The organism is Kangiella shandongensis (assembly GCF_020005365.1).
In the GTDB taxonomy this organism is placed as follows: Bacteria; Pseudomonadota; Gammaproteobacteria; order Enterobacterales; family Kangiellaceae; genus Kangiella; species Kangiella shandongensis.
This window is the reverse complement of the sequence record NZ_JACNML010000006.1, coordinates 101,967-128,611: the sequence shown is the minus strand read 5'-3', so window position 1 is coordinate 128,611 and position 26,645 is coordinate 101,967. Positions and strand designations below refer to the sequence as shown.

The following is a 26,645-nucleotide window of genomic DNA, read 5'->3' as shown; positions in this document are numbered from 1 at the left end:
TCGCTGGAGAGAAATTGTGTTTAAGGCTCTTGCACAAACTGATGGCAACCGTCAGTATAAGGCTGTTAATGACAGTTTATATGTGAAGGCCCGATCGGTGAAAGAAGACGCAAGTCATAGTGCAGCCATGGAACAAAGCGCCGTCAGTGATGAAGCACTGATGGCGGGTTTTGCGTCTGGTAATGTACGAGCTTTTGAGCAGCTTTACGGTCGACACAAGAATCCATTACTGCGCTTTTTTATACGTCAGGTTTCTCGTCGCGAAGAAGCCGAAGAGTTATTTCAGGATACCTGGCAGCGTTTGATCAAACACAGCAGACACTATAAGAGCAGCGCTAAGTTTACTACTTATTTATACCACATAGCGCGAACGCGCCTCATTGATCATTATCGGAGCTTAGGTCGCCAGCAGGAGTTCACACAGGATGTGGAGGGATGGGAAGACGGTAACAGTGGCCATCAAGCTTTAGAACCAGAGCAGATAATGACGCAGTCAGAGAATAAAAAACAACTGTTATTGGCTGTCGAACAATTACCCGTACTGCAGCGAGAAGTGGTGATTCTGAAGCTGGAAACGGCAATGACGATTAACGACATTGCTGAAGTAGTGCAGGAAAAGCCGGAAGCGGTGAAAAGTCGACTGCGCTATGGATTAGACAAGTTAAAGCACTATTTGCGTGAACTTGACCCGGCAGCGGTTGAGGGGGCGTCATGAGTAAGACGATGAGTGAGAAAGAGCTAGAGCGAAAGTTGAGTCAAGCCTACAAAGAATCCGGTGGTGAAACGACGTCACCAGAGCTGGACAGTTCTATTATGGCGATGGCACAGCAAGAGGTGGATGCACGAGAAGGCCGCCGCTCGGATAAAAGCTGGTGGCAGCGTCTACGCATGCCCGTTTCAATCACGGCAGCGTTGGTGGTGACCGTTGGAATTGCGCGCTTTATGGTGGAACTGGGTTATTATCACCCTGACTCCATTGCTGATAGCGAGAATCAAGCACAGACAGCAACTTACTCTAGCGAAGTGACTCTGCAGGATGATGCTGTGGTCTTACAGGCACCGCCTGTCCCTGAAAAACCGGCTCCGGCAGCAAAGAGCCCGGAGCAAAGTATTGAGAAGATACGGGCTACTGGCTCAGAGATTGCGGCGGAAGAAAAGCGTCTGGTACGCGAGCGTCAGCAACAGGAGCGCCAGTTTGCTGAAACTGAAATGGTGAAGCGGCAGCAGAAAAAGCTGCAAACAGAACAGACACAAGTGACTCTATCCGTAGGTGACGGCCTAAAAGAAGAGGTGGTAGCTGTGGAGGCATCTGCTGATTCCGCAGAGGGTTTATCAAAGGAAGAGTTAGAGAGCCGTGATGTTGAAACGATAGAGGTCACTGGTTCTCGAGTGGAACGGGTTAGTGCCGAACCTGTTGCAGAAGATGATATAAATCAAGTGGTTGAGCCCGAAGAGACGAGCCAAAGTGGCACGCAAGAAGTGCTGCCGGCACCAGCACTCAGTGCTGAAGAGTGGTTGGAACAGATAAAAGTCGCATTAGAGGAAGAAGATTTCGAAGCGGCTAAAGCAAAATGGTTAGATTTTAGACGGGCCTATCCCGACTATCCCGTCAATAAGTCATTGGTTGAGCAGCTTGAGGGGCTATAAACCTTGCAAATCTGCTTTATAAAGAGCAACTGGCCCTAGTTTTTCTGAGTTTACTCGAGTAAAATGGCGAGCCTAAAATTTGACCCAGGTCATTGCAAGGCTGTTTCACGCCTGTGAAACGGGCCTTTTAGTGTCTGGGATGTCTTGTTTAATAATAAGTTCCGCGTAAGCGGGTAAATATTGTAGTGGAGAGAAGAGCATGTCATTGTTCCGCAAATTGGCTTTGATTGTTGCCTCCTTCTCAGCGTTATTGCTGAGCGGCTGTGGTGACGATATAAAGTACAACATGCGTGAAGGTGTGACCGAGATCAGTAGAGAAGTCTACGATCTACACATGATCGTCATTTGGGTCTGTGTAGTTATCGGTGTTATCACTTTCGGCGCTATGTTCTATTCGATGTTCGCGCATCGTAAAAGTAAAAACCCTAATCCAGCGAAGTTTTCTCACAGCACTGTTGTTGAGATTATCTGGACGGTGATTCCTTTTATTATTCTTATCGCACTTGCTGTTCCAGCTGTAGGTCTTTTAATCAAAATGGAAGATGCCAGTGATTCTGAGCTGACCGTTATGGTAAAAGGTTATCAGTGGAAATGGGAATACAAGTACATCGATGGCGATGATAACTTAGGTAACGATGTAAGTTTCTTCTCTAACCTTGATCAGAAGTCACGTGACTTGTCTGTAAACTCTGGCTCAGGCTTCTCTGGTATCGAAATTACTGATGAGAACTACCTGCTAGAAGTTGATAACCCACTTGTATTGCCTGTCGGCAAGAAAGTTCGTTTCCTGGTAACGGCTGACGACGTTATCCATTCGTTCTGGGTACCGGATTTCTCAGTGAAAAAAGATGCGGTTCCAGGCTTCATTAATGAAGTATGGACTAAAGTCGACGAGCCTGGCATCTACCGTGGCGTCTGTGCAGAGCTTTGTGGTAAAGACCACGGCTTTATGCCTATCGTGGTAAAAGTGCTTCCACAAGCAGAATACGATGCCTGGTATGCGGAAAAAGTGGCTGAAGCTGAAGCGGGTCCAGACTTGAACGAGCGCACCATGGGCCAGCTAATGGCTGAAGGTGAAGCGGCTTATAACAAGTACTGTTCTTCATGTCACATGCCTAACGGTGAAGGTAATGGTCCATTCCCATCGCTAGTCGGTACTGCGGTAACAACAGGTCCTATCGAAAAACACATTGATGTTGTGCTAAACGGTGTCTCAGGTACTGCGATGCAGGCCTTTGGTAACCAGCTAACTGAAGCTGAAATTGCGGCCATTATTACTTACGAGCGTAACGCCTGGAGTAATGACATGGGTGATAAAGTTCAGCCTCAAGAAATTCACGACATTAAAAATGGTGGAGGGGAGTAATCATGGCTGACCATAAACCAACAGGTATTTCTCGCTGGTTGTTTACGACCAACCACAAGGACATCGGTACTATGTACCTGGTGTTCTCGTTCATCATGTTCTTGATTGGTGGTGGCATGGCAATGGTTATCCGTGCCGAGCTTTTCCAACCAGGCTTGCAATTTGTTGAACCGAACTTCTTTAACCAGATGACAACATTGCACGGTTTAATCATGGTATTTGGTGCCGTGATGCCAGCAACAGTCGGTTTGGCTAACTGGTTGATTCCAATGATGATTGGTGCGCCTGATATGGCGTTACCTCGTATGAACAACTGGAGCTTCTGGATCTTACCGGCAGCCTTCGGCTTGTTGCTATCGTCATTATTTATGGAAGGTGGTGCGCCTAACTTCGGCTGGACATTCTATGCGCCTCTTTCAACAACCTACGGCCCTCCATCGACGGATTTCTTCATCTTTGGTGTGCACTTAATGGGTATCTCATCGATCATGGGTGCGATTAACGTTATCGTGACGGTATTCAACATGCGTGCACCGGGTATGACATTGATGAAAATGCCATTGTTCGTCTGGACCTGGTTAATTACTGCATTCTTGCTTGTGATGGTTATGCCAGTACTGGCCGGTGCGGTAACCATGATGTTGACTGACCGTCACTTCGGCACCTCGTTCTTCGATGCCGCTGGTGGTGGTGACCCAGTATTGTTCCAGCACGTGTTCTGGTTCTTCGGTCACCCAGAAGTATACATCATGATCTTACCGGCGTTTGGTATCGCTTCTGCGATTATCCCAACATTCGCTCGTAAGAAATTGTTTGGTTACTCTTCAATGGTGTACGCGACAGCGTCGATTGCCTTCCTATCGTTCATCGTATGGGCGCACCACATGTTTACCGTGGGTATGCCGGTACAGGGTGAGCTATTCTTCATGATTGCAACCATGTTGATTGCGGTGCCAACCGGTGTGAAGGTCTTTAACTGGATCGCGACCATGTGGCAAGGCTCGATCACTTATGAAACACCAATGCTTTATGCTCTGGCATTCGTGATTCTATTTACGATCGGTGGTTTCTCAGGCGTAATGTTGGCGATGACTCCGGTTGACTGGCAGTATCACGATACGTACTTCGTTGTAGCACACTTCCACTATGTACTATTCCCTGGTGCCATCTTCGGTACTATGGCGGCGGTTTACTACTGGTTGCCTAAGTGGACAGGTCGTATGTATGACGAGAAGTTGGCGAAAGTACACTTCTGGTTATCGATTATTTTCGTTAACTTGACGTTCTTCCCAATGCACTTCTCAGGTCTTGCAGGTATGCAACGTCGTGTACCTGACTATGCGATCATGTACTCTGACTTCAACATGTTGTCGAGTATCGGTGCATTTGGCCTTGGTTTGATGCAGCTTCTATTCGCCTGGATCCTGATTAAGGCATGTATCCTTAAGAAAGGTGAAAAAGCGACTGACCAGGTTTGGGAAGGTGCAGAAGGTCTTGAGTTTACTCACATGCCTTCACCAGCGCCGTATCACACGTTTGATACGCCACCAAAGATCGATTAATTGAGACTTAACTACTTAAGTTGCAAAGACGTAACCGAGGTTTAAAGCGATGAGCCAAGAGCAAACACAAAATGATAACAAAGTGATGACTAAGAAATTAGTCGTAGTGGTTGTTATCATGATTGCTTTTGGCTTTGCGATGGTTCCTTTGTACGACGTTTTTTGCCAGATAACTGGCCTTAATGGCAAGTCGAATGGTCTTGCCGTCTACGAAGAGCAGGAAGCGGACATGAGCCGTGAAATTACTGTTCAGTTTATGACGATTAATAAGACCGATATGCCTTGGGAGTTCCGCCCAGTGCAGACGCAAATTAAGGTTCACCCTGGCAAAGAGTATGAAGTGCTTTTTGCAGTTAAAAATCGTACGGGTGATGAGATGGTCGGACAGGCGATCCCAAGTTTTTCGCCTAACCTGACCGCTCAGTATTTTAATAAAACTGAGTGTTTCTGCTTTAACCAGCAGACTCTGGCCGCAGGGGAAAGTGAAGAAATGCCAATGCGTTTCTTTATCGATAAAGATATACCGGCGCGCTACGATACCATCACGTTAGCTTATACGTTGCACAACGTGACCCCGGACGATGAATCATTAGCAGCCGCACAATAGCCGGCGACGTCTTTAACGGAGACATAAATATGAGTGAACAACAGAATACAGAATACGAAAAGTATTATGTACCAGAGCAGAGCAAGCTGCCGTTTATCGGTTCGATTGGTCTGTTATTAACTGCATTCGGCGCAGGCCATGCGGTCCAAGGCGGCTCGTTGTCTTGGGTACTTTATATCGGCCTTGCCGTATTGGTTTATATGCTGTCAACCTGGTGGTCCAGCACGATTCGCGAATCTCGTGATGGTTTATATAGTGCACAGATGAGCCGCTCATTCCGCCAGGGTATGATTTGGTTTATTACGTCGGAAGTGATGTTCTTCGCGGCTTTCTTCGGTGCATTGTTCTATGTCCGTGTGTTGGTTATGGAATGGTTAGGTGGTAGTAGTAACAATGCTGCAACCCATGACTTCCTGTACCCTGACTGGATCCCGGGCTGGCCAATGACGACAACTCCTGGTGAGTTGAACGGTGGTTATCCAACGTGGGAAGCGATGGGTGCATGGGGCTTGCCTGCGATAAACACGGCAATCCTTCTGTTCTCGTCTTTCACCTTAACCATTGCGCACCATGCTTTGATCGAAAAGAACCGTCAAACGTTGATTCTATTCACAGCAATCACGGCGCTACTGGGTGCTATCTTCTTGATGTTACAGGTGGAAGAGTATATCCACGCTTATCAAGAAATGGGACTAACATTAGGTAGTGGTATCTATGGTTCAACCTTCTTTATGTTGACCGGTTTCCACGGCTTACACGTAACCGTTGGTACGATATTCTTGATCGTGATGACTCTTCGTTGTGCGAAAGGTCACTTTACACCAAAAGATCACTTCGCCTATGAAGCGGGTGCCTGGTACTGGCACTTCGTTGACGTGGTGTGGGTATTCCTGTTTATCTTTGTTTACATTCTGTAATCGGGATAGAGGGAGCTCTGACTATAAAAAACCGCCTTCGGGCGGTTTTTTTGTGGCTGTGGTTTTGCTTTGCGCGGGCTTAGCTCCACGGTAACCGTTGCGGCTAATGTTAAGGGGAATATGGGTGCTAGATTTATAGGAGGGTTTATCCAACGGGGTAGCGTAACCGGGGCTGCCCCTTGGATGTATCACTCAAAAGTCATTCAGCCCAGCGACGGAGTAAGTTATTGTAGCTTTTACTGAGCCTGTCGTACTGTCCAGTTTTACCACGTTGTTCAAACTCTTCAGACATGGAACATTTCAAATCGAACAGGATTTCCCGTTGCTGACTGTCGCGAATATGGCTTTGGATCCAGCCAACCATGGCGAGACGTTCACCGTTGCGGACTGGATTAACCCGGTGCAGGTAATGGCTGGGGTAGAGTAGCAACTCGCCACGCCCCAGCTTCCAGCTACGCTCACCGGTAGTATCTTCAAGAACCAGTTCGCCGCCTTCAAATTGCTCAACATCGGTCAGCCCCAAGGTAAAAGAAATATCGGTGCGGGCGTGTCCCATCAGGGCATCGTCCATGTGTAAACCATACTCCATACCGGTCTGGTATTGATTGACCATGACATTGGTAAATGTTTTGGGCAAAGCGGCACTATTAAGCAGGGGATTCTGTTGCAGATGCTCAAGAAGCAACCTCAGTGCGGTGGGCTGACCACCTTGGAGCCGCAATTGGCGGTTCAGCTTTACGGCTTGAGCTGCTCTTCCTGCGGTTTCGACGCCGTCGGTGAAATCTTCATTTTGAATGGCTTCGATCAGCGCGCCGAGGGTACCTGAATCAATGGCGTTTTCTAAATGTAATATCATGGATAAAAGCAAACCTTGGTCAATTTAATATTGAGAATTATTCGCATTTATGGAATCATAGCCAGTATATCAACTTTCTGAAAGTAAGGTAATTCAATGTTTGAAAAACGCAAGGTATGGGCCGGCGTCGGCTCAGCATTAATCGCGACCAGTGTTGCGACTCAGGCTAGTGATAACCTGACGGTAACGCCAGTAACAACGACTGCAGTGAGTTTTTCGGCTATGGGAGAAGGTGAAGGCGGCGAAGGTGAGGGCGAAGGTAGCGTTAAGGCTGACTTACGTACCGATAATGCGGCATACCTTGCTCGCCTGGGCTTAATCCGTGGCCATTTGTGGGTTGGCATTAAATTATATCGTGAAGGTCATCTGGCGATGGCAAAGACGCATATGAAGCATCCTGAAGATGAACTGTATGCCGGATTAGGACCAGTGTTCAAAGCTCGCGGTGTTGGTGGTTTTGCCGAAGAATTGAGCCAACTGGCTGATGCGGTAAATAATGAGAAAGGCGATGAAGCAGTCGAAACAGCCTACGCAACGCTACTGGAAGCGATTACAGCCAGTGAAAAGATGGCGGATAAGTCAGCACGAGAAGCGCTGCTTAGCATTAGCCAGATGATCCGTACGGCAGCTGATGAGTATGCTATTGGCGTTAAAGCAGGTGAGATTAAGAATGTGCATGAGTATCAGGATGCTTATGGTTTTACCGAGATTGCAATCGAACGCTTGGAAAGCTTGAGCGATGAGCAGCAAACTGAGGCTGCGGCAGATATTGAAACGACCAAAAAGTTACTATTGGATTTACGTAGCTTATGGCCTACGGTTGCCCCAAAAGGAACAGTAGACGGTGACGCTACCCATTTATACGGCGCTGCAGCACGTATTGAGTTATCGGCGTTGAATTAAAATACGCTTGGAAGAAGAAAGCCGCTGATTGGCGGCTTTTTTGATCTCAGGAGGATAGTAACTGTCGAGTTTGTTCGATAATAAAGTCGTCCATCCAACTTTGTAGTCGGTAGTTTTTGATATAGCCGCAGTGGCCGCCCTGTTCGGTTAAGTAGCGATGAATGTGCGGATGATCTGGCAGAGTATAGAGTCCCTGGTAGTCAATAATGGGATCATCTTTGCTCATTAAAATAGTGGTTGGCGTTTGTATCTTTTGTAGTCGGTCTCCACAGATATTATAACCATCGAAATAGTCATTGATCGATTGATATTCACCATAATATTTAACCAACTTTTCGGTTAAGTCACGCATCGAATCCGTTTGAAGATCCTCTTCCAGATCGTATATGTCTGGAAAAAGCTCCTGCTTTTTGCGGATGGAGCGTTTCCACTTATACATGAAGTATTTCATGTAAAGTGGGAAGCTGGTCTCCAGCTTGATTAAAATATCGGCCGGATCAAGTGCTGGGCAGATAGCAATGGTTTTGGTGAGATTAATCCCTGCTTCTTGTGCACGGTTGGCTACACGCAGTGCAAAGTTTCCACCAAGTGAAAAACCACACAGTAACAGCTTCTCTGGCTGGTGTTGTTGCTGTAGCGTTTTGACGGCCTCCACTACTTCATCAAGGCGGTTAGAATGGAAGAGTTCAGGATTAAGATGATGACTGTTGCCATGATCACGAAGGTTAAGTCGTACTACCGTAAAGCCTTGTTGATAAAGCGTCTGAGCTGATGATAGTAAGTACAAAGACTGGTGACTTCCTTCCCAGCCATGAATGAGGATGGCAAGCGGTGCATTGTTATCGGGTTTTACTTGGTAATGGTTTAACGCAACAAAGCTTTGGAGTTTTACTCCATCGTCACACTCAATAATCTTTTCTTCACTGTGCTGAATCAGCTGCTGAGCTCGTCGTTTAACGCTATTACGGCGCAGCTTAACAGTGGCTAAAAGTGATTGAACGTGAGTGTTACGGCACCATCGAGGAGCAGGATAAGAAATGTTTTGCACAGAGTATAGTGACATCGGATAATGTTTATGGCTGTAGATAGTTCACTGTAGGCCAAATGGTCATAAATTACAAATAACAGGCTCCAGGTTATATCCCGTCCTTGATGCCATGAATAAAGGATTCAAGATCAAAATAGACTTCACTGTCAGCCAGTGTTTTAGAGATGCGCAAAGGCTTGCCTTGCTCATCGTGTGGGTGCTTGGTTAAGTCAATCGCTATAGGCTTTATTCGCTTTTTGTTGGTATCGGTTACAAGCTCAATAACTGGCTCAAGTTTACTATTTTCATTAACGGATAAAACGATACCTACTTGACCATTACTGAGTTCAACCAAGCTGCCAACTGGGTACACGCCTACCATCTGAATAAACTGTTTGATCAGGTATGAGTCGTAGAGGCTACCTTGGACTTTGTAGAGTCTAGATAAGGCACGTGATGGCGGAATGCCTTTGCGATAACAGCGATCACTGATCATGGCATCATAGCTGTCGACAATGGCTATAATACGATCAAAGTCTGAAAGTAGTTCAGGACTAACTTTGCGAGGATATCCTAGACCATTCATTCTTTCATGATGATTATAAGCAGCGGTGCAGACCTGTTCATCAATACCACCATGGTTACGTAAGAATACATAACCAATAACCGTATGCTCTTTCACGATCTGATATTCGGCTTGAGTCAACGAGCCTTCCTTATTGAGAATATGTTGAGGCACTTTCATTTTGCCGACATCGTGTAATATCCCGCACAATCCCAGTAACTCTAGCTCTTTCCTTGGTAGTTGTAGATATTTACCAAAAGCGATAGACAATATACCGACACGAAGACAATGTTCAGAAGTGTATTCATCTTTATTTTTAATTTTGGATAACCAGAACATAGCTGTTTCGTCACTAAGAATGCTATCAACGCAGCTAGAAACGAGTTGCTTGGAACTTTCGATATCAATTTTACTATCGCGCTGTACTGCACGCATAAGGTCATTGATATGTTTATGGGATTTATCAAATACATTTTTAGCGCGAGGCAACTCTTCTCGTAAGCTGGCACTGGTTTGCTTAGGTGTTAGGTCCGGTTTTATGTATATGGGTTTGCGTTTTTTATCAAGAAGCTGTTGGGCGTATATTGTTATATAGGAATGGTGATCGATATACACATGCTGACAGTATTTCCGTAACATTTTCACTTCTTTGTCAGTCTTAATGGTGATTTCTTGGAATATCACGGGGAGATCTGTCCAGGGCCGATCGAGCTCTACGACCGTCATGCCTTTGCATAGTTTTGATACAGGGATTTTTTTCTTCTCAATTTTATGGGAGGTCATAGCTTTTTGTGAGACAGTTTGTACTGTCTTTGGTTTTGATGTTAGACCTAGAAATTGGAATAAAGAAGCAAACATGATCCCTATTTGACCCTCCATTAATTATCTTAGACTAATCCTTATTTTTTGCAATAAACATATTATGGGTGAACGGTAATAACGCTTAGGGGAAGCTGAATACTGTAAAACCTTTAAACGCATACATAGTGTCAAAATTAAGTTGATAGAGTGTATTGGCTGCCAGAGACAATAGGGTTATCCATGGTTAACTTCTCTGTAGTACATAAAAATGACTACAGGAATTGTTTCAAGGTATTGTGCTGGTGAATAATGAGTAATAAATTTACTCCAGACAGAAGCTTTACTAAATACAAATGGATCGGTTGTGGTTAGATTAGGCCGCAACGCTGCGCACAAGGTGTTCTAAATCAAAGTTTACCTGGTTATCGGCAAGGGTCTGTTTAACTTTCAATGGGTTGCCCTGTGCATCTTTAGGGCCTTTGGCTAAATTAATAGCAATAGGCTTAATGGGTTTGCGGTATTTGTTGGTAATCAGTTCGACAACGGGTGACAGTTTATTGTCCGGATTGGCAGATAATACGATCCCAACCTGCCCATTATTCAGTTCGACCAAGCTGCCAATAGGGTATATACCGACCATTTGAATAAACTCGTGGATTAACTCTTCATCGTATTGTGAGCCCTGACCTTTGTATAGCTCGGAGATGGCCTTGGATGGAGGTATGGCATTGCGGTAACAGCGGTCGCTGATCATGGCATCGTAACTGTCCAGGATCGCAATGATTCGATCATACTTGGAAAGCTTCTCCGTACTGATTTGGCGCGGATAGCCTTTGGAATTCATCTGTTCATGATGATTGTAGGCGGTACTGCAGATTTGCTCGCTAATACCGCCATGCTCATGCAGATAGACATAACCTAACATGGCATGTTCTTTAACCAGTTTGAATTCATCCTTGGAGAGCGGGCCGGACTTATTAAGAATATGCTGAGGAACTTTCATCTTGCCAACGTCGTGCAGCATGCCACACAATCCGAGCTGCTCTAATTCGTAACGGGGAAGCTGCAGGTATTTGCCAAACGCGATGGCCAGAATTGCCACGCGAACGCTATGCTCGGCAGTGTACTTGTCACGGTGTTTAATCTTGGACAACCAGAATAAAGCAGTTTCGTTGTTTAAGATACTATCAACGCAGCTGGCGACCAGCTGTTTTGACCCTTCGATATCAATTTTGCTGTCGCGCAGAACATCTTCCAGTAGCTTGTTGATATGCTCCTGAGAGCGCTCAAAGGTTTTTCGTGCTCTTGGCAGTTCTTCCTGAAGCTTTTGACTGGCCTCTTCTGGATTTACCTTGTGCTGCGCGTAGTCCGCTTTTTGCTGCCGATTGAGAAACTGCTTGGTGTAAATGTTGGTATAAGAGTGGTGATCGATATATACGTGCTGGCAGTACTGCTGCAGTAACTGGATTTCTTTACCGGTTGATATGGTTATTTCCTGAAACATGACAGGAACTTCGGTCCAAGGCCGATCAAGCTCGACAACAGTCATGCCCTTGGCAAGCTTGGATACGGGGATTTTTTTCTTTTCGACTTTATGACGGGCCACAGTGGATGGTGAAGTCGTCTTCACGACTTCTTTCTTGGAAGATCTGCCAATCAGGCTTAATAATGAGTCAAACACCATCCATTCTCCTCATTTCTTATTATTCATATTAATCCTTTTTGGATATTTTGCAAGAATCTATGAACAATAAGGACTTAAAGCGGATCTAATAAGTATGAGCCACCATAACGAGGCTACGGAGGATTAAATGTTATGAAGCGAGAAATTGGTAGCGTAAACATCACTAGCCAAAGTGAAAAACTGCTGGTAAGGTATTCGCTGTGAGTGCCTAAATCTTATTGATATATAACAAATTAAGGCAACATATTTGAACCTATGATAGAACAATATGCACCTATTCTAGTCTTCATCCTAATAGGCTTACTATTTGGAGCTGGCTTGTTATTGGTTGGTTACTTCGCTGGCCCAACCAAGCCGAGTGAGGCCAAAAATAAGCCCTTTGAGTGCGGTTTTGACGCCTTTGAAGATTCCAGAATGAAGTTTGATGTGCGGTTCTATTTAGTAGCAATCCTCTTTATTATTTTCGATCTCGAAATCGCCTTTCTATTTCCTTGGGCCGTGGTGCTTGATGACATAGGCTGGTTCGGCTTGCTCTCTATGAGTGTATTTTTATTACTATTATTAGTCGGCTTTGCTTATGAATGGAAAAAAGGCGCATTAGAGTGGGAGTAAGATGGTATGGGACTAGAGGAAAAACTCAATAGCGATGGATTTGTCACGACCAGTGTTCAGGATCTGCTGGACTGGGCACGCACGGGCTCCATGTGGCCGGTCACCTTTGGCTTAGCCTGTTGTGCTATTGAGATGATGCATGCCGGTGCCGCGCGCTACGATATGGATCGCTTCGGTGTGATTTTTCGTCCGAGCCCACGGCAATCCGATGTCATGATTGTGGCAGGCACTTTGACCAATAAAATGGCACCAGCCCTACGCCGGGTTTACGATCAGATGCCGGATCCCAAATGGGTTATTTCAATGGGCTCCTGCGCCAATGGCGGCGGCTATTATCATTATTCCTATTCGGTCGTTCGTGGTTGCGATAGAATTATCCCCGTCGATATTTACGTTCCCGGTTGCCCGCCAACGGCCGAGGCATTACTGTACGGTATCATCCAGCTACAAAACAAAATTAAACGCCAAACCGTCATTGCGCGCGACTCCAGACGACAACATAAAAACAATGAAAAGAGCAGCGAGGTGACGAGTGCCTGAAGCTCTGATGAAGCAACTAGGTGAAATCTTTGAAGACGCTCTCGTTGCTTGTGAAGAGGGTTTCGGGGAAGTCATGATCGAAGTTAGCAAAGACGATCTGCTCGACGTGATGAAGCAGCTGCGCGACCACGATGATTTGGCTTTTGAGCAGTTGATAGATTTAACTGTGGTGGATTACCTTACTTATGGGCAGGATGAGTGGGCAACCACTGAAGCAACGAGCGTTGGCTTTGGGCGAGGTCGTGAAGAGTCGCAGGCGGTGAAACAGGCTTGGCAGCGGGAGCGTTTTGCGGTGGTTTATCATTTACTGTCCATTGCTCATAACCGTCGGTTACGGGTGAAATGCTTTGTTAAAGAAAATCGACCAACCATTCCTTCGGTTATTGGCATCTGGGCCAGCGCTAACTGGTATGAACGTGAAGCATTCGACTTGTTTGGTATCTTGTTTACCGGACACCCTGATTTGCGCCGTATCATGACCGATTATGGCTTTGTCGGTCACCCTTTCCGTAAAGATTTCCCACTGATTGGTAATGTTGAGCTGCGTTTTGATGCCAAACAAAACCGATGCGTCTATGAGCCAGTTTCCATCGAACCGAGAGTCTTGGTGCCACGGGTGATTCGTAAGCATAAAGATGAAACCATTTATGTCGCTGCTCCAGAACCGGGAGGCAAAGATGGCTGAGATTCGTAATTACACGGTAAATTTTGGGCCTCAGCATCCGGCAGCACACGGTGTGTTGCGGCTAATTCTGGAAATGGACGGTGAAACGGTGGTCAGAGCCGATCCGCATGTGGGCTTACTGCACCGCGCAACGGAGAAGCTGGCGGAAAGCAAGCCGTTTAATCAAAGCATTGGCTATATGGATCGTCTGGACTATGTGTCCATGATGTCTAACGAGCATGCTTACGTCATGGCGATCGAAAAGCTGATGGGGATTACGCCGCCAAAGCGTGCGCAATACATCCGAGTGATGTTTGCCGAAATCACCCGAATTTTAAATCACCTGATGTGGTTAGGCGCCCATGGCCTGGATATCGGTGCCATGACCGTCTTCCTCTATACGTTTCGTGAGCGCGAGGCACTGATGGACGCCTATGAAGCAGTCAGTGGTGCGCGCATGCATGCGACCTATTTCCGCCCGGGTGGTGTCTACCGCGATCTGCCGGAAACTATGCCGCAGTACAAGGAATCGCCTTTTACTGACAAGAAAAAAGCCGAGGAACTTAACGCCAATCGTCAGGGTTCTCTGCTGGATTATTTGTGGGACTTTACTGAGTACTTCCCGCAATGCATCGAAGACTATGAAAGCCTGTTAACCGAGAACCGTATCTGGAAACAGCGCACTGTTGGCGTTGGCATCGTACAGGCCGAGCGAGCCTTGCAGCTAGGTTTTTCCGGGCCGATGCTACGCGGTTCTGGTGTGGCCTGGGATCTGCGTAAAAAGCAGCCTTACGAGGTGTATGACGAACTCGACTTCGATATTCCGCTGGGCAAAACAGGCGACTGTTACGATCGGTATTTAGTTCGCGTTGAAGAGATGCGCCAGTCGAACAAGATTGTACGTCAATGTATCGAGTGGTTACGCAAAAATTCAGGCCCGGTTATGTTGGATAATTACAAGGTGACGCCGCCGGATCGTGAAACCATGAAACACGATATGGAAGCGTTAATTCACCACTTTAAACTGTTTACGGAAGGGTATTGTGTGCCGGAAGGCGAAGCTTATGCCGCGGTAGAGCATCCCAAAGGCGAGTTTGGTATTTATCTGGTATCCGATGGTGCGAATAAACCCTATCGGGTCAAAATTCGAGCGGCGGGTTTCGCTCACTTATCGGCCATGAATGAAATGGTGAAAGGGCACATGCTGGCGGATGTAGTCGCAGTGATTGGCACGCAAGATATTGTCTTCGGTGAAATTGACCGTTAGCGGGTAATTGAGCATATGACTGAAACGGCACCAAAAACATTAGAAAAGCTGCTCTCTAGCAAAGGTTTGGAGCAGGCCGCTGTCTGGGTAAAAAAGTACCCAGAGGAGCGTAAACGAGCGGCGATTATTCCGATTATGACCATCGTGCAGGAAGAGCTCGGTTATCTCACGCAGGAGTCGATGGATGCTGTCGCCGATTATCTGTCCTGCCCGAAAATTGCAGCCTATGAAGTGGCTAGCTTTTATTCCATGTTCCGTTTAAAAGAGGCAGGCAAGTATGTTATTTCTTTATGTACCAATGTCTCCTGTATGCTGGCGGGCAGTGGAGATATAAAACAATGGTTTCAGGATGAGCTCGGTATTGCTCCCGGTGAAACCACTTCTGACGGTAAATTTACGTTGAAGGAAGTGGAGTGTATGGCCGCCTGTGGAGGCGCACCGATGCTGGAAGTGGACAAGCAATATCACGAAAATTTAACGGTGGATAAGGTGGCACATCTGATCCACGAATTGAAATGATGGTGTAGGCGAAATCATGGCGAATGAAGTTTGTTTTAGAACGTTAGAGCTAGACAAGCCTTGGACACTACAGGCCTATGAGTCTGCCGGTGGTTATGCCATGTGGCGCAAAATCCTGGCCGAAAAAACGCCGCCGGACGACATTATTGAGCAACTGAAATTATCGGCTCTGCGTGGTCGCGGTGGGGCGGGTTTCCCAACCGGGCTTAAGTGGAGCTTTATGCCTAAGCATGACCCGGGGCAAAAGTACGTTGTGTGCAATTCTGATGAAGGTGAACCTGGGACCTTTAAAGATCGCGATATCTTACGCTACAACCCACACCAGCTGATTGAAGGCATGGCCATTGGCGGTTACGTCATGGGCGCGACGGTCGGTTATAACTACATGCGTGGCGAGTTTTATGAGCCGATTGAGCGCTTCGAACAGGCACTACAGGAAGCCTATGAAGCCGGATTACTGGGTAAAGATATTTTGCAGTCAGGCGTCGACTTTGATTTACACAGTCACATTGGCGCCGGTGCTTATATTTGCGGTGAAGAAACGGCGCTCCTTGAGTCGCTTGAAGGTAAAAAAGGCCAGCCTCGCTTTAAGCCTCCATTTCCGGCGAACTACGGCTTATTCGGTCGCCCAACCAACGTTAATAACACGGAGAGCTATGCTTCGGTACCGCTTATTCTGGAAAAAGGTGGGCAGTGGTTTTTAGACTTAGGAAAGGAAAACAATGGTGGTACGAAAATTTTCTCAGTCTCAGGGCATGTCAATAAACCGGGTAACTATGAAATTGGGCTAGGCACGCCATTTAAAGACTTACTGGAAATGGCTGGCGGTATGAAAGACGGTAAAAAGCTGAAAGCGGTCATTCCCGGAGGCTCCAGCGCGCCAGTGCTACCAGCAGATGTGATGATGGATCTCACCATGGATTATGACGCCTTGGGTAAAGCTGGTTCCATGCTTGGCTCGGGTGCTGTCATTATCATGGATGAAGATACTGACATGGTGGAAGTGTTAGGTCGCATCGCGCACTTCTATTATGAAGAGTCCTGTGGGCAATGTACGCCGTGTCGTGAAGGTACTGGCTGGATGTCGCGTATGATCATGCGTATTTCTCGCGGCGAAGGCCAGCTTGAAGACCTGGATAAGCTGGATGAAATCGCAGGCAATATTATGGGCCGCACTATCTGTGCTCTGGGAGATGCTGCGGCGATGCCGGTACAGAGTTTTATCAAACATTTTAAAGACGAGTTTGTGGCGAAAATTAAACAGGCTCAAGAGCAACCGCGTAAAGCGAGTTAACGATTTAGACGAGAACGAGGTTAGCGAGTTTCCATGGTTTCAATAGAAATTGATGGTAAAAAAATAGAAGCCGAACAAGGCGCTATGATTATTGAGGTGGCCGATGCCAACGGCATCACCATCCCTCGTTTTTGTTACCACAAAAAACTATCGATCGCTGCCAATTGCCGCATGTGTCTGGTCGAAGTGGATGGCGTTAAGAAACCTCTACCGGCCTGTGCGACCCCAATTTCCGATGGCATGGTGGTGAAAACTCAGTCCGACTTCGCACAAGAGTCGCAAAAGTCGGTCATGGAGTTTCTACTGATTAACCACCCGCTCGACTGCCCTATCTGTGATCAGGGTGGGGAGTGTGAGCTGCAGGATGTGGCGTTAGAGTATGGAAATGATGTATCGCGTTTTAGCGAGAAAAAAAGGGCAGTCGTCGATGAAGATTTAGGGCCTTTGATTGAAACCGAAATGACGCGCTGTATTCATTGCACCCGCTGCGTTCGTTTTGGTCGTGAAGTTGCTGGCATTCGTGAGCTGGGAGCGGTCGGTCGGGGTGAGCATATGGAGATCAGCACTTTCATCGAGCAGTCGGTCGACTCTGAGGTTTCGGGAAATATCATTGATTTATGTCCGGTCGGGGCCTTAACCGATAAGCCTTCTCGTTATCAGGCGCGTTCCTGGGAAATGACACAGCGTGATTCTGTCTCACCCCACGATTGTATAGGTGCTAATTTGCACGTACATACATTACGTAACCGGGTTATTCGCGTAGTACCAAAGGATAATGAAGCCGTTAACGAAGTCTGGTTGGCCGATCGTGATCGGTATTCCCATCAGGCGCTGGATAAAAGTGAACGCCTGTTAAAGCCGATGATGCGGCAAAACGGTGCTGACTGGAAAGAGGTCGACTGGGAGACAGCATTGGAGCGTACTGCCAGTAAACTCAACATGATATCGCAAACCGATGGTGCCGATCAGGTCGCTGCCATTGCGCACCCAAGCTCGACCACGGAAGAGATGTACTTGCTACAGAAAGTGATGCGCGGCTTGGGCTCCAACAATATTGATCACCGTTTACGGGTGACTGATTTCGCATGGCAAAAGTTTGAACCACTGCATCCCGAGTTAGGAGTCGAGCTGTCAGACTTAGAAAACCTGGATGCTTGTCTATTAATTGGTGCTAACTTACGCAAGGAGCAACCATTGGCATCGCTGCGAGTGCGTAAAGCGACGCGTTATGGTGATATTGCATCAATTGGTCTGTATCCGGTTTATCACAATTTCGATGTTAAGCATGAAATTATTACCGATGCTGAAACCTGGCTGGTGCAGTTAGCTGCGATAGCAAAATATCTTTATGAGAATCAAGCGGCTAGTGACAAAGAACATTGGGCTGACGCTATGGATCTGGAGGGGTTGGAAACCTTAATTGCTCCAATTAATGTGCAGGAGGAGCATCGTGAAGTCGCAGGTATGCTGCTGCAAGCGGATAAGGCCAGCATTATCCTTGGTGCCAGCGCCCTGGAGTTCAGTTACGCCGGTCATATTCGTTTGCTGGCAAAAGCAATCGCCAATCTGTCTGGCTCGAGTTATGGCTTTTTCCCTCACGGCGGCAATAGTGTCGGCGCCTATCTGGCGGGAGCTATACCGCACCGTGGTCCTGCGGGGGCTGACGTTGAGCAGAATGGACAACACATTAAAGATTTGTTTGAGCAGAACAAGAAATCTTATGTGCTGCTTAAAACTGAACCAGGTAAAGAAAGCGTCATTGCCGAAGAGGCTCGCCGAAGTTTAGCGCAGGCCGATTTTGTGGTGGCACTGACCTGTCATGCGGACGATGAGGCCTTTGAGTATGCCGATATCGTATTGCCAGTGGCTAGTTTTCTCGAAACGTCCGGGTCCTACGTAAACGTCAATGGGTTGTGGCAAGATTTTGCTGCTGTGGTCAGTGCGCCGGGCGAGGCCAAGCCGGCCTGGAAAGTGTTGCGCGTGCTCGGCAATTTACTTAATTTAAAAAATTTCGACTATGTCTCGGCAGAAGATGTGCGCAAGGAAGTCAAAGGTCGTCTAAGCGCTGTTGGCGATCGTATTAAGCCGAAATGGCAATGCCCGGAGACTCTACCACGCGATGGTTTCGCTCCTCGTCCAGTCAATATGTATCAGATTGATGGTTGGCTGCGTCGAGCACCATCACTGCAGCAAACGGCTTTGGCCCAGGGCCGTGAAATTCTGAAGCGTCCACGTTTAAGCCCATTCCATAATATTGTTGGAGGAGTCTGATGCTGGATATGATCATCGACTTCTTCGTTATCGGCGCCAAAATTGGTCTGATCCTGCTGCCTCTGATCCTTGCTGTGGCTTACACTACTTATGCCGAGCGTAAGATTATCGGTTACATGCAGATGCGTCTGGGACCAAACCGCGTCGGGCCCAAAGGCTGGTTGCAACCGATCGCTGACGTCATCAAATTATTGATGAAAGAGGTGGTGGTACCATCGGGTTCTAACAAGGCTTTGTTTCTGTTGGCTCCGATATTGTTTATCGCGCCGTCTTTTGCTGCCTGGGCGGTAATCCCCTTTGACGTCGAATTAGCACTGGCTAACAGCGATGTTGGTTTACTTTATATCTTGGCCATGACTTCGATTGCTGTCTATGGTGTGATCATTGCGGGCTGGGCATCGAACTCGAAATACGCCTTATTAGGCTCGCTACGCTCTGCCTCACAAATTATCTCCTATGAAATCGCCATGGGCTTTGCACTGGTTGGTGTGTTGATGGCATCGGGCAGTATGAACCTTGGTGAAATCGTCAAGGCTCAGGACGGTGGTTTGTTGCATTGGTTCTGGATCCCGCTATTGCCTCTTTTGGTTATTTACTGGGTTTCCGGTGTGGCTGAAACCAATCGTGCGCCATTTGATCTGCCGGAGGGCGAATCGGAAATTGTGGCCGGATTCCACGTTGAATATGCTGGAATTTCCTTCGCGCTATTTTTCCTGGCTGAATATGCCAATATGATTTTAATCTCGGTGTTAACCACCTTATTTTTCTTCGGAGGCTGGTTAAATCCCTTTCAGGGAATTCCATTTGTTGAAGAAGTAACGGGCTGGATTCCCGGTATCGCCTGGCTGCTTCTAAAAGCCGGATTCTTTTTATTCCTTATGATATGGCTAAGAGCAACTTTCCCGCGCTACCGTTATGATCAAATTATGCGCTTAGGCTGGAAGGTGTTTATTCCCGTAACGGTGGTTTGGTTAATGATATTAACCTTTATGATCAAAGCCGGTGTCGGTCCCTGGTTTACCGGAAGAGGTGTGTTATGAGTAAGTTAAAACACTTCTTTAAAAGCTTCACCTTGCGCGATCTGTTAACCGGGTTGCGCATCACCGGTAAGCATTTGTGGCGCCGAAAAGTCACCATCCAGTTTCCAGAGGAACAAACGCCACAGTCTCCTCGCTTTCGTGGACTGCATGCTTTACGACGTTACCCTAATGGCGAAGAGCGTTGTATCGGCTGCAAACTGTGTGAAGCGGTTTGTCCTGCGGCAGCAATCACGATAGATGCTGGCCCAAGACAGAGTGATGGAACGCGACGTACTACGCGCTATGAAATTGATATGTTCAAGTGTATCTACTGTGGCTTTTGTGAAGAGTCGTGCCCGGTGGATTCGATTGTCGAAACTCGTGTGATGGATTATCACTTTGAAAAGCGGGGCGATCATATTTTAACTAAAGCACAACTATTGGCGATTGGTGATAAATACGAAGAGCAGATCGCTGAGGATAGAAGGCAAGATGCAAAATATCGATAAGAACAGCACTGAGAAGGATGGCGAATGACCGTTGAATCCGTCGTATTTTATTTATTTGCAACGTTAACTCTTGTTGGTGCTATCGGTGTTATCACAATGCGTAACGCGGTGCAGGCCGTGCTGTGTCTGGTGCTGACGTTCTTCTCTGCTGCGGTCTTATGGATGCTGCTAGAAGCCGAGTTTCTCGCGGTAACTCTGGTTCTGGTTTATGTCGGTGCGGTCATGGTTTTGTTTTTGTTCGTGGTGATGATGCTGGATGTAGATTATGCCAGCCTCAAAGCTGGTTATACCAAATATTTGCCACTCGGCATTATTACTGCGCTAGCCTTGTTTGGCGGTATCTACTGGGTTATTCGCAGTGAAGTGTTTGGCGTGGAGCAGATGCCTGAGCCGGCAAAGCACGGCGCTGATTACAGTAACGTGACCGAGCTGGGCCGGTTGCTATATACCGATTACTTTTTTGCTTTTGAAGTGGCTGGCGTCATTTTGCTGGTGGCAATTGTCGCTGCCATCAGTTTAACGTTCCGTGGACGACGAGACCGTCGTGGCCAAAGCGTTCCGATGCAACATCAGGCGAGTAAAGAAGAGCGGTTGCGTGTTGTCAGCATGGAATCAGGGCCAAGGCAGGACGGTCAGGAGAAAACCGAGAAGAAGAAAAGAATACGACGCAAAAAAGGGGGCGGTTCATGAGCTTAACACACTATCTGATCGTCAGTGCTTTGCTGTTCTCGATCAGTGTTGTTGGAATCATCATCAATCGCAAAAATGTGATCACGTTACTGATGTGTATTGAGCTGATGTTACTTGCCGTGAACACTAATTTTATTGCTTTTTCACGTTACCTGAATGACGAGGTGGGACAAATTTTTGTCTTCTTTATTTTAACGGTTGCCGCTGCCGAAGCCGCTATTGGATTGGCGATTCTGGTAGTGTTGTTCCGCACCAATAAGAAAATTGACGTCGACGAACTGAAGGAGTTAAAAGGCTGATGACGATTCAAGCTCAGTTATTACTCGCTGTACTGGCGCCTTTGGTGGGGGCGATTGTTGCTGGTTTGTTGGGTAAAAAACTGGGCAAGGTACTGACCCACCGAATAACTATCGCCGGTGTTTTTATTTCTTTTGTTATTGCGGTGAACTGGTTCTTCAGTTTTTTATGGGGTGATGCTACAGCCGTGGATGTCACTGTATATGAGTGGGCCAGCTTTGGTGGACTCACGATTCAAATTGGCTTTCTGTTAGATAGCCTGACCGCAATCATGATGTTGGTGGTGACTTTCATCAGCCTGATGGTGCATATTTACTCGATCGGTTATATGCACGATGATGACGGTTATCAACGATTCTTCAGTTATATCTCCTTATTTACCTTTTCGATGCTGATGCTGGTCATGTCGAATAACTTTTTACAGCTGTTCTTTGGCTGGGAAGCTGTCGGTGTCATGTCTTACTTATTGATCGGTTTCTGGTACCAGAAAGAAACGGCCATTTTCGCCAACATGAAAGCCTTTTTGGTTAATCGTGTCGGTGATTTTGGTTTCATACTGGGAATAGGCGGCATTTTCCTGTTATTTGGTACTTTGGACTATGCACCGGTTTTTAAAACCATGGGACTGGCCGAAGAGCTGGTTTCTTTAGGCGATCAGCAACCCACCAATGCGCTGGCGCTGGTCGGGCTGGATCAGACGTTTGCTGTTTGGGGGGGGCTGGAATGGTCTGCGATGAGCTTTATCTGTATCTGCCTCTTTATCGGTGCTATGGGTAAGTCAGCCCAGGTCCCACTGCATGTGTGGCTACCAGATTCGATGGAAGGTCCAACGCCGATTTCCGCTTTGATCCATGCTGCTACCATGGTTACTGCCGGTGTCTTTATGGTGGCGCGGATGTCGCCTTTGTTTGAGTTTTCCGAAACGGCCTTAGCGATGATCACGGTGATTGGTGCCATAACGGCCTTGTTTATGGGACTGGTAGCGATTGTGCAAAATGACATTAAACGCATTATTGCCTATTCGACCCTGTCACAGCTGGGTTACATGGTCGTCGCTTTAGGCGTGTCAGCTTATTCGGCGGCTATATTTCATTTATTTACGCATGCCTTTTTCAAAGCCTTACTCTTTTTGGGCGCGGGCTCGGTTATCGTGGCGCTGCACCATGAGCAGGACATCCGAAAAATGGGTGGGCTTTATAAGAAGTTGCCGATAACTTACTGGTGTACGCTTATTGGTACTTTAGCGCTTATCGGGACACCTTTCTTCTCAGGCTTTTACTCAAAAGATACGATCATCTCTGCGGTCAGTAGCGCTCAGGGAGGTTTTAGCAGTTTTGCTTATTTTGCGGTATTAACGGGAGTACTTGTCACCGCCGTTTACAGCGTAAGGCTACTTCTGGTTGTGTTCCACGGCAAAACCAACGTAGAACCGCAGCTGTACGAAGAGTTACAGGAGTCACCTAAAGTGATCTCCTGGCCTTTAATAGCGTTGGCGGTGCCGTCTCTGGTCGCTGGTTTTATTTTTACTAAACCACTGCTGTTTACGACTTTCTTTGATGACTCGATTCGTGTGCTGGAGCAACATAATGTGCTGGCAGTTGTTGAACAGCATTATGACAGCGCTATCAATTTTGCTCTGCATGGCATGATGAACCCGGTCTTTATCATGTTACTAACCGGTATTACCATTGCCATCATCGTTTACGGTTGGGCGCCACGCTTTATTACCATGTGGGCCATTTTCCTTAAGCCGGTAAAGCGATTGTTGGAGCATAAGTATTTCTTTGATGAGTTAAACCAGAAAGTGTTTGCTCGTGGTGGTCATTGGCTAGGTCAGGTTCTTTGGCGCTATGGCGATAAAGCGGTGATCGATGAAGGAATCATCGATGGCAGTGCACAAACGCTAAAACATATTGCATTGAAAGTTCGTAAGTTACAAACAGGCTACCTGTTCCACTATGCGTTGTTTATGCTGGTGGGTTTGGTTGCCTTCTTGGCCTGGTTAATATTTAGAGGGTAAGAGGGGATAGACATGGATAATAAAAATTTATGTTAGAGCAGTTACCGGTTTTAAGTTTACTCATTTGGCTACCGCTTCTCAGCGGGGTGCTGGTGTTGCTTGGCCCCGGCGACAAGATGTTGGCCTGGAGTCAACGATTTGCGCTGCTGATTTCACTGATAGTACTGGTGTTGTGCGTTTGGCTGTTTGTTGAGTTTGATCGCACCACTGCTGCATTTCAGTTTAGTGAGCAGGCCAGATGGATCCCTTCCTTGAATATCGAGTATAAGTTGGGAGCCGATGGCATTTCCTTGCCGTTGGTGATGCTGACGTCACTGATTAACCTACTGGTGCTGTTTGGGGCGACCACATCCATTCGTTTTCGACAAACGCAATTTGTGGCAGCTGTATTGTTACTGACTGGTGCGATGAATGGTGTCTTTCTAGCACAGGATAGCATTCTGTTTTATGTCTTCTGGGAAGCGATGTTGATCCCGATGTTTCTCATGATCGGGATCTGGGGCGGTCCGAATCGAATTTATGCCACACTGAAGTTTTTTCTTTATACCTTTTTTGGTTCGATCTTTATGTTAGTGGCCCTGATTTATATGGGGCGAGATGCGGGCAGTTTTGCCATTGATGCGATGCGACAAATGCCTTTATCGGCTACAGAACAGAGCTGGATTTTCTGGGCTTTCCTGATCGCTTTCGCAGTGAAAATTCCGATGGTACCAGTACATACCTGGTTACCGGATGCCCATGTCGAAGCGCCAACCGGTGGTTCGGTGATTCTGGCTGCGATTATGTTGAAAATGGGCGGTTATGGCTTCCTTCGGTTCAGTTTACCGATTACACCTGATGCGGCTGCATCGTTCGCCGATATCCTGATCATCCTGTCTCTGATCGCCATCGTGTATATTGGTTTTGTGGCGCTGGCGCAAAAAGACATGAAAAAACTGATCGCCTACTCCTCCATCGCGCATATGGGTTTCGTGACTTTAGGTAGTTTTATCGTTTTGCAGTTGCTCAATCCCGATGCTCAGTCCATGGCAATGCAGGGTGCCATGGTACAGATGATTTCTCACGGCCTGATTTCCGGTGCACTGTTCTTCTGTATTGGGGTCTTGTATGACCGTTTGCACACCAGGCAAATTAGCGACTTTGGTGGCGTGGTAAACAGTATGCCTGTCTTTGCCACCCTGTTAATGTTATTCATTTTAGCCAACGCAGGACTACCGGGAACGTCAGGTTTCGTAGGTGAATTTTTTGTCATCATTTCTTCGTTTCAGGCGGACTGGCGGATTGCCCTGTTTGCTGCTTTGACCCTCGTCCTGGGTGCGGCCTACAGCCTTTGGTTCTATAAACGCGTTATTTTTGGTAAACCGGCGAATGAGAATATTGCACGGCTTGATGATGTTAATGGTCGTGAGAAGACCATTTTGATTGTATTAGCCATTTTTATTGTAACGCTTGGCGTCTATCCGCAGCTGTTAATCAGTGTGATGCAGCCGAGTATTGAGCAGTTACTGGATTTTGCTGGAAACAGTAAGTTGGGAGGAGGCTAGGCAATGTATAATTTGATGCACTTACTTCCTGAAATGTTCTTGCTGACTGCTGGCTGCGTGATCCTGTTGATTGATGTCTTCTCTAAAGACCTGGATCGCAATTTAACCTATCGCTTAACACAGTTGGCGCTATTAACGACTGCCATTATCTGTGTGGTGCAGTTCCCACAGTTACAGTACCACTTGTATGGACGGCACTATGTGCTGGATCCGATGGCAGGGATCATCAAAATTAGCGTTATCGTTTTGGCGATGTTAGCGTTATTATTCGCACGTCCTTATATTTTGCCGCGGCGTATTTTAAGAGGCGAATATTACCTGCTGCACTTATTTGCCGTGCTCGGCATGATGGTATTGGCCAGCGGTGGCAGCATGTTGACCTTATATCTTGGCTTGGAGCTGTTGTCGCTATCGTTATATGCCTTAGTCGCAATGCAACGTCACTCGTATCAGGCCGCCGAAGCCGCGGTGAAATACTTTGTGATGGGGGCGATAGCGAGTGGTTTCCTGCTCTATGGCATGTCCTTGATTTATGGTGTGACTCAGCAAATTCACCTGACCGATATTGCCGCGTACCTTGCTCAGAATGATGCCAGCTTAACGTTACGGTTCGGTCTGGTGTTTATTGTTGTCGCCATTGCCTTTAAGTTTGGCGCCGTGCCGTTCCAGATGTGGGTGCCTGATGTGTATGATGGCGCACCGACCTCGACCACCGCCTTCTTATCTTCAGCACCTAAAGTTGCTGCATTTGGTCTGGCCATCCGAATTTTTGGTTACGGTTTTATCGGTATTGCAGTGGACTGGCAGGGGCTCTTGATCATTCTCGCCAGCTTATCCATGCTACTCGGAAACATCGTTGCGTTAGCACAAAGCAATATTAAACGCTTATTGGCTTATTCGGCGATTGCCCATATCGGCTACTTCCTGCTGGGAATTATCAGCGGTACAGCCGCTGGTTTTAGCGCTTCTTTCTTTTATATTTTGATTTATGCCATCATGTCGCTTGGCGGCTTTGGTTGCTTGATTTATTTGGGACAGGGTTCTGAAGACGTTAAAGATATCGATCAGCTGAAAGGCTTGGGGCGGAAGAACCCATGGGGCGGTCTCTTGATCAGCTTCCTCTTCCTGTCCATGGCTGGTCTACCGCCATTCGTTGGTTTTTGGGCCAAGCTGGAAGTCTTCCTGGCGGTATTGAATGCAGGCTTTATCTGGTTGGCCGTGCTGGGTGCTGTGATGTCGATTATCGGACTGGTGTATTACCTGAAGGTGGTCAAAGTGATTTTCTTTGACGAACCCGAGACAGAGCAAAAGATCATTGCTGCTCGAGGCCTGCGTCTGGGGCTGGGACTGACCAGCCTTAGCGTGGTTGCACTAGGGGTATTTCCAAGTAAGTTGCTCGAATTATGCCGGCAGGCATTTGAGTATTTATAACAATATAATCATTCTAATATTAAGAAAATATAA

General features: G+C 47.0%; 25 protein-coding genes. 21 read left to right on the top strand and 4 right to left on the bottom strand.

Annotated features, from left to right (window positions below; translation table 11 throughout):
- The first annotated feature begins 16 nt into the window (after nt 1–16).
- The 6 genes from H7708_RS08605 to H7708_RS08580 all read left to right on the top strand — a co-directional run bounded on the left by H7708_RS08605 (nt 17) and on the right by H7708_RS08580 (nt 6,099).
- Nucleotides 17–715, top strand: coding sequence for a sigma-70 family RNA polymerase sigma factor (locus tag H7708_RS08605; RefSeq protein ID WP_223670194.1), 699 nt, complete (start codon nt 17–19; stop codon nt 713–715).
- Nucleotides 712–1,647, top strand: a complete 936-nt coding sequence (locus H7708_RS08600; RefSeq protein ID WP_223670193.1) for a hypothetical protein — start codon at nt 712–714, stop codon at nt 1,645–1,647. Before H7708_RS08605 ends, H7708_RS08600 begins: the two co-directional genes overlap by 4 nt.
- A 199-nt stretch (nt 1,648–1,846) precedes the next feature.
- The gene (gene coxB, locus H7708_RS08595; RefSeq protein ID WP_223670191.1) at nt 1,847–3,013 is read left to right on the top strand and encodes a cytochrome c oxidase subunit II; all 1,167 of its coding nucleotides are present in this window, start codon (nt 1,847–1,849) and stop codon (nt 3,011–3,013) included.
- 2 nt (nt 3,014–3,015) lie between these two features.
- Nucleotides 3,016–4,575: a cytochrome c oxidase subunit I gene (ctaD, locus tag H7708_RS08590; RefSeq protein WP_223670189.1), complete on the top strand. Its 1,560-nt coding sequence runs from the start codon at nt 3,016–3,018 to the stop codon at nt 4,573–4,575.
- A 49-nt stretch (nt 4,576–4,624) separates the two neighbouring features.
- On the top strand, nt 4,625–5,182 hold the full coding sequence (locus H7708_RS08585) for a cytochrome c oxidase assembly protein (RefSeq protein WP_223670187.1): 558 nt from the start codon (nt 4,625–4,627) through the stop codon (nt 5,180–5,182).
- A 29-nt stretch (nt 5,183–5,211) separates the two neighbouring features.
- Nucleotides 5,212–6,099: a cytochrome c oxidase subunit 3 gene (locus H7708_RS08580; RefSeq protein ID WP_223670185.1), complete on the top strand. Its 888-nt coding sequence runs from the start codon at nt 5,212–5,214 to the stop codon at nt 6,097–6,099.
- A 199-nt stretch (nt 6,100–6,298) separates the two neighbouring features.
- On the opposite strand, the gene H7708_RS08575 is transcribed toward H7708_RS08580, so the two are convergent.
- On the bottom strand, nt 6,299–6,955 hold the full coding sequence (locus H7708_RS08575) for a Fe2+-dependent dioxygenase (protein WP_223670184.1): 657 nt from the start codon (nt 6,953–6,955) through the stop codon (nt 6,299–6,301).
- Between the two features lie 96 nt (nt 6,956–7,051).
- On the opposite strand from H7708_RS08575, the gene H7708_RS08570 reads away from it, so the two are divergent.
- Nucleotides 7,052–7,858 carry a hypothetical protein gene (locus H7708_RS08570; RefSeq protein ID WP_223670182.1) on the top strand — a complete coding sequence of 269 codons (807 nt, stop codon included), beginning with the start codon at nt 7,052–7,054 and terminating at the stop codon, nt 7,856–7,858.
- Between the two features lie 46 nt (nt 7,859–7,904).
- Here H7708_RS08570 and H7708_RS08565 read toward each other — a convergent pair whose 3' ends face one another.
- The 3 genes from H7708_RS08565 to H7708_RS08555 form a co-directional block, all read right to left on the bottom strand.
- A complete protein-coding gene (locus tag H7708_RS08565) occupies nt 7,905–8,921 on the bottom strand; it encodes a YheT family hydrolase (RefSeq protein ID WP_223670180.1) in 1,017 nt (338 codons plus the stop codon).
- A gap of 73 nt (nt 8,922–8,994) precedes the next feature.
- Nucleotides 8,995–10,233, bottom strand: a complete 1,239-nt coding sequence (locus H7708_RS08560; RefSeq protein ID WP_223670178.1) for an HD-GYP domain-containing protein — start codon at nt 10,231–10,233, stop codon at nt 8,995–8,997.
- A gap of 391 nt (nt 10,234–10,624) precedes the next feature.
- Nucleotides 10,625–11,935, bottom strand: coding sequence for an HD-GYP domain-containing protein (locus H7708_RS08555; RefSeq protein ID WP_223670176.1), 1,311 nt, complete (start codon nt 11,933–11,935; stop codon nt 10,625–10,627).
- 255 nt (nt 11,936–12,190) lie between these two features.
- On the opposite strand from H7708_RS08555, the gene ndhC reads away from it, so the two are divergent.
- Genes ndhC through nuoN form a run of 14 tightly spaced genes read left to right on the top strand, consistent with a single transcriptional unit; the run spans nt 12,191 to nt 26,612 of the window.
- Nucleotides 12,191–12,547 carry an NADH-quinone oxidoreductase subunit A gene (gene ndhC, locus H7708_RS08550; protein ID WP_223670175.1) on the top strand — a complete coding sequence of 119 codons (357 nt, stop codon included), beginning with the start codon at nt 12,191–12,193 and terminating at the stop codon, nt 12,545–12,547.
- A gap of 6 nt (nt 12,548–12,553) precedes the next feature.
- A complete protein-coding gene (locus tag H7708_RS08545) occupies nt 12,554–13,087 on the top strand; it encodes a NuoB/complex I 20 kDa subunit family protein (protein WP_223670173.1) in 534 nt (177 codons plus the stop codon).
- A 7-nt stretch (nt 13,088–13,094) separates the two neighbouring features.
- Nucleotides 13,095–13,772, top strand: a complete 678-nt coding sequence (locus H7708_RS08540) for an NADH-quinone oxidoreductase subunit C (RefSeq protein WP_235727574.1) — start codon at nt 13,095–13,097, stop codon at nt 13,770–13,772.
- Nucleotides 13,765–15,018: an NADH-quinone oxidoreductase subunit D gene (locus tag H7708_RS08535; RefSeq protein ID WP_235727567.1), complete on the top strand. Its 1,254-nt coding sequence runs from the start codon at nt 13,765–13,767 to the stop codon at nt 15,016–15,018. The genes H7708_RS08540 and H7708_RS08535 overlap by 8 nt, the downstream gene beginning before the upstream one ends.
- A 15-nt stretch (nt 15,019–15,033) precedes the next feature.
- Entirely contained in the window at nt 15,034–15,537 is a 504-nt protein-coding gene (locus tag H7708_RS08530; RefSeq protein ID WP_223670170.1) for an NADH-quinone oxidoreductase subunit NuoE family protein, read from the top strand.
- Between the two features lie 16 nt (nt 15,538–15,553).
- The gene (gene nuoF / locus H7708_RS08525; protein ID WP_223670168.1) at nt 15,554–16,831 is read left to right on the top strand and encodes an NADH-quinone oxidoreductase subunit NuoF; all 1,278 of its coding nucleotides are present in this window, start codon (nt 15,554–15,556) and stop codon (nt 16,829–16,831) included.
- Between the two features lie 33 nt (nt 16,832–16,864).
- Nucleotides 16,865–19,102: an NADH-quinone oxidoreductase subunit NuoG gene (gene nuoG / locus H7708_RS08520; protein ID WP_223670166.1), complete on the top strand. Its 2,238-nt coding sequence runs from the start codon at nt 16,865–16,867 to the stop codon at nt 19,100–19,102.
- Nucleotides 19,102–20,142 (top strand): NADH-quinone oxidoreductase subunit NuoH, encoded by a 1,041-nt coding sequence (nuoH, locus tag H7708_RS08515; protein WP_223670165.1) that lies wholly within the window; start codon nt 19,102–19,104, stop codon nt 20,140–20,142. The genes nuoG and nuoH overlap by 1 nt, the downstream gene beginning before the upstream one ends.
- Nucleotides 20,139–20,630: an NADH-quinone oxidoreductase subunit NuoI gene (nuoI, locus tag H7708_RS08510; RefSeq protein ID WP_223670163.1), complete on the top strand. Its 492-nt coding sequence runs from the start codon at nt 20,139–20,141 to the stop codon at nt 20,628–20,630. The genes nuoH and nuoI overlap by 4 nt, the downstream gene beginning before the upstream one ends.
- A 24-nt stretch (nt 20,631–20,654) precedes the next feature.
- Nucleotides 20,655–21,320: an NADH-quinone oxidoreductase subunit J gene (locus H7708_RS08505; protein WP_223670161.1), complete on the top strand. Its 666-nt coding sequence runs from the start codon at nt 20,655–20,657 to the stop codon at nt 21,318–21,320.
- A complete protein-coding gene (nuoK, locus tag H7708_RS08500) occupies nt 21,317–21,619 on the top strand; it encodes an NADH-quinone oxidoreductase subunit NuoK (protein ID WP_223670159.1) in 303 nt (100 codons plus the stop codon). Before H7708_RS08505 ends, nuoK begins: the two co-directional genes overlap by 4 nt.
- Nucleotides 21,619–23,637: an NADH-quinone oxidoreductase subunit L gene (gene nuoL, locus H7708_RS08495; protein WP_223670157.1), complete on the top strand. Its 2,019-nt coding sequence runs from the start codon at nt 21,619–21,621 to the stop codon at nt 23,635–23,637. The genes nuoK and nuoL overlap by 1 nt, the downstream gene beginning before the upstream one ends.
- Nucleotides 23,638–23,666: 29 nt before the next feature.
- Nucleotides 23,667–25,181 carry an NADH-quinone oxidoreductase subunit M gene (locus H7708_RS08490; RefSeq protein WP_223670155.1) on the top strand — a complete coding sequence of 505 codons (1,515 nt, stop codon included), beginning with the start codon at nt 23,667–23,669 and terminating at the stop codon, nt 25,179–25,181.
- 3 nt (nt 25,182–25,184) lie between these two features.
- Nucleotides 25,185–26,612 carry an NADH-quinone oxidoreductase subunit NuoN gene (nuoN, locus tag H7708_RS08485; protein WP_223670153.1) on the top strand — a complete coding sequence of 476 codons (1,428 nt, stop codon included), beginning with the start codon at nt 25,185–25,187 and terminating at the stop codon, nt 26,610–26,612.
- Nucleotides 26,613–26,645 lie beyond the last annotated feature (33 nt).

Excerpts from the sequence above, each read along its gene's own strand:
- ndhC (WP_223670175.1), top strand. The coding sequence starts at position 12,191 with ATGATAGAACAATATGCACCTATTCTAGTCTTCATCCTAATAGGCTTA.
- ctaD (WP_223670189.1), top strand. The coding sequence starts at position 3,016 with ATGGCTGACCATAAACCAACAGGTATTTCTCGCTGGTTGTTTACGACC.
- H7708_RS08585 (WP_223670187.1), top strand. The coding sequence starts at position 4,625 with ATGAGCCAAGAGCAAACACAAAATGATAACAAAGTGATGACTAAGAAA.
- nuoH (WP_223670165.1), top strand. The coding sequence starts at position 19,102 with ATGCTGGATATGATCATCGACTTCTTCGTTATCGGCGCCAAAATTGGT.
- H7708_RS08555 (WP_223670176.1), bottom strand. The coding sequence starts at position 11,935 with ATGGTGTTTGACTCATTATTAAGCCTGATTGGCAGATCTTCCAAGAAA.
- H7708_RS08580 (WP_223670185.1), top strand. The coding sequence starts at position 5,212 with ATGAGTGAACAACAGAATACAGAATACGAAAAGTATTATGTACCAGAG.
- nuoF (WP_223670168.1), top strand. The coding sequence starts at position 15,554 with ATGGCGAATGAAGTTTGTTTTAGAACGTTAGAGCTAGACAAGCCTTGG.
- nuoN (WP_223670153.1), top strand. The coding sequence starts at position 25,185 with ATGTATAATTTGATGCACTTACTTCCTGAAATGTTCTTGCTGACTGCT.
- H7708_RS08575 (WP_223670184.1), bottom strand. The coding sequence starts at position 6,955 with ATGATATTACATTTAGAAAACGCCATTGATTCAGGTACCCTCGGCGCG.
- nuoG (WP_223670166.1), top strand. The coding sequence starts at position 16,865 with ATGGTTTCAATAGAAATTGATGGTAAAAAAATAGAAGCCGAACAAGGC.
- coxB (WP_223670191.1), top strand. The coding sequence starts at position 1,847 with ATGTCATTGTTCCGCAAATTGGCTTTGATTGTTGCCTCCTTCTCAGCG.
- H7708_RS08600 (WP_223670193.1), top strand. The coding sequence starts at position 712 with ATGAGTAAGACGATGAGTGAGAAAGAGCTAGAGCGAAAGTTGAGTCAA.
- nuoK (WP_223670159.1), top strand. The coding sequence starts at position 21,317 with ATGAGCTTAACACACTATCTGATCGTCAGTGCTTTGCTGTTCTCGATC.
- H7708_RS08505 (WP_223670161.1), top strand. The coding sequence starts at position 20,655 with ATGACCGTTGAATCCGTCGTATTTTATTTATTTGCAACGTTAACTCTT.
- H7708_RS08540 (WP_235727574.1), top strand. The coding sequence starts at position 13,095 with ATGAAGCAACTAGGTGAAATCTTTGAAGACGCTCTCGTTGCTTGTGAA.
- H7708_RS08545 (WP_223670173.1), top strand. The coding sequence starts at position 12,554 with ATGGGACTAGAGGAAAAACTCAATAGCGATGGATTTGTCACGACCAGT.
- H7708_RS08565 (WP_223670180.1), bottom strand. The coding sequence starts at position 8,921 with ATGTCACTATACTCTGTGCAAAACATTTCTTATCCTGCTCCTCGATGG.
- H7708_RS08560 (WP_223670178.1), bottom strand. The coding sequence starts at position 10,233 with ATGACCTCCCATAAAATTGAGAAGAAAAAAATCCCTGTATCAAAACTA.
- nuoI (WP_223670163.1), top strand. The coding sequence starts at position 20,139 with ATGAGTAAGTTAAAACACTTCTTTAAAAGCTTCACCTTGCGCGATCTG.
- H7708_RS08530 (WP_223670170.1), top strand. The coding sequence starts at position 15,034 with ATGACTGAAACGGCACCAAAAACATTAGAAAAGCTGCTCTCTAGCAAA.
- H7708_RS08490 (WP_223670155.1), top strand. The coding sequence starts at position 23,667 with ATGTTAGAGCAGTTACCGGTTTTAAGTTTACTCATTTGGCTACCGCTT.
- H7708_RS08570 (WP_223670182.1), top strand. The coding sequence starts at position 7,052 with ATGTTTGAAAAACGCAAGGTATGGGCCGGCGTCGGCTCAGCATTAATC.
- nuoL (WP_223670157.1), top strand. The coding sequence starts at position 21,619 with ATGACGATTCAAGCTCAGTTATTACTCGCTGTACTGGCGCCTTTGGTG.
- H7708_RS08535 (WP_235727567.1), top strand. The coding sequence starts at position 13,765 with ATGGCTGAGATTCGTAATTACACGGTAAATTTTGGGCCTCAGCATCCG.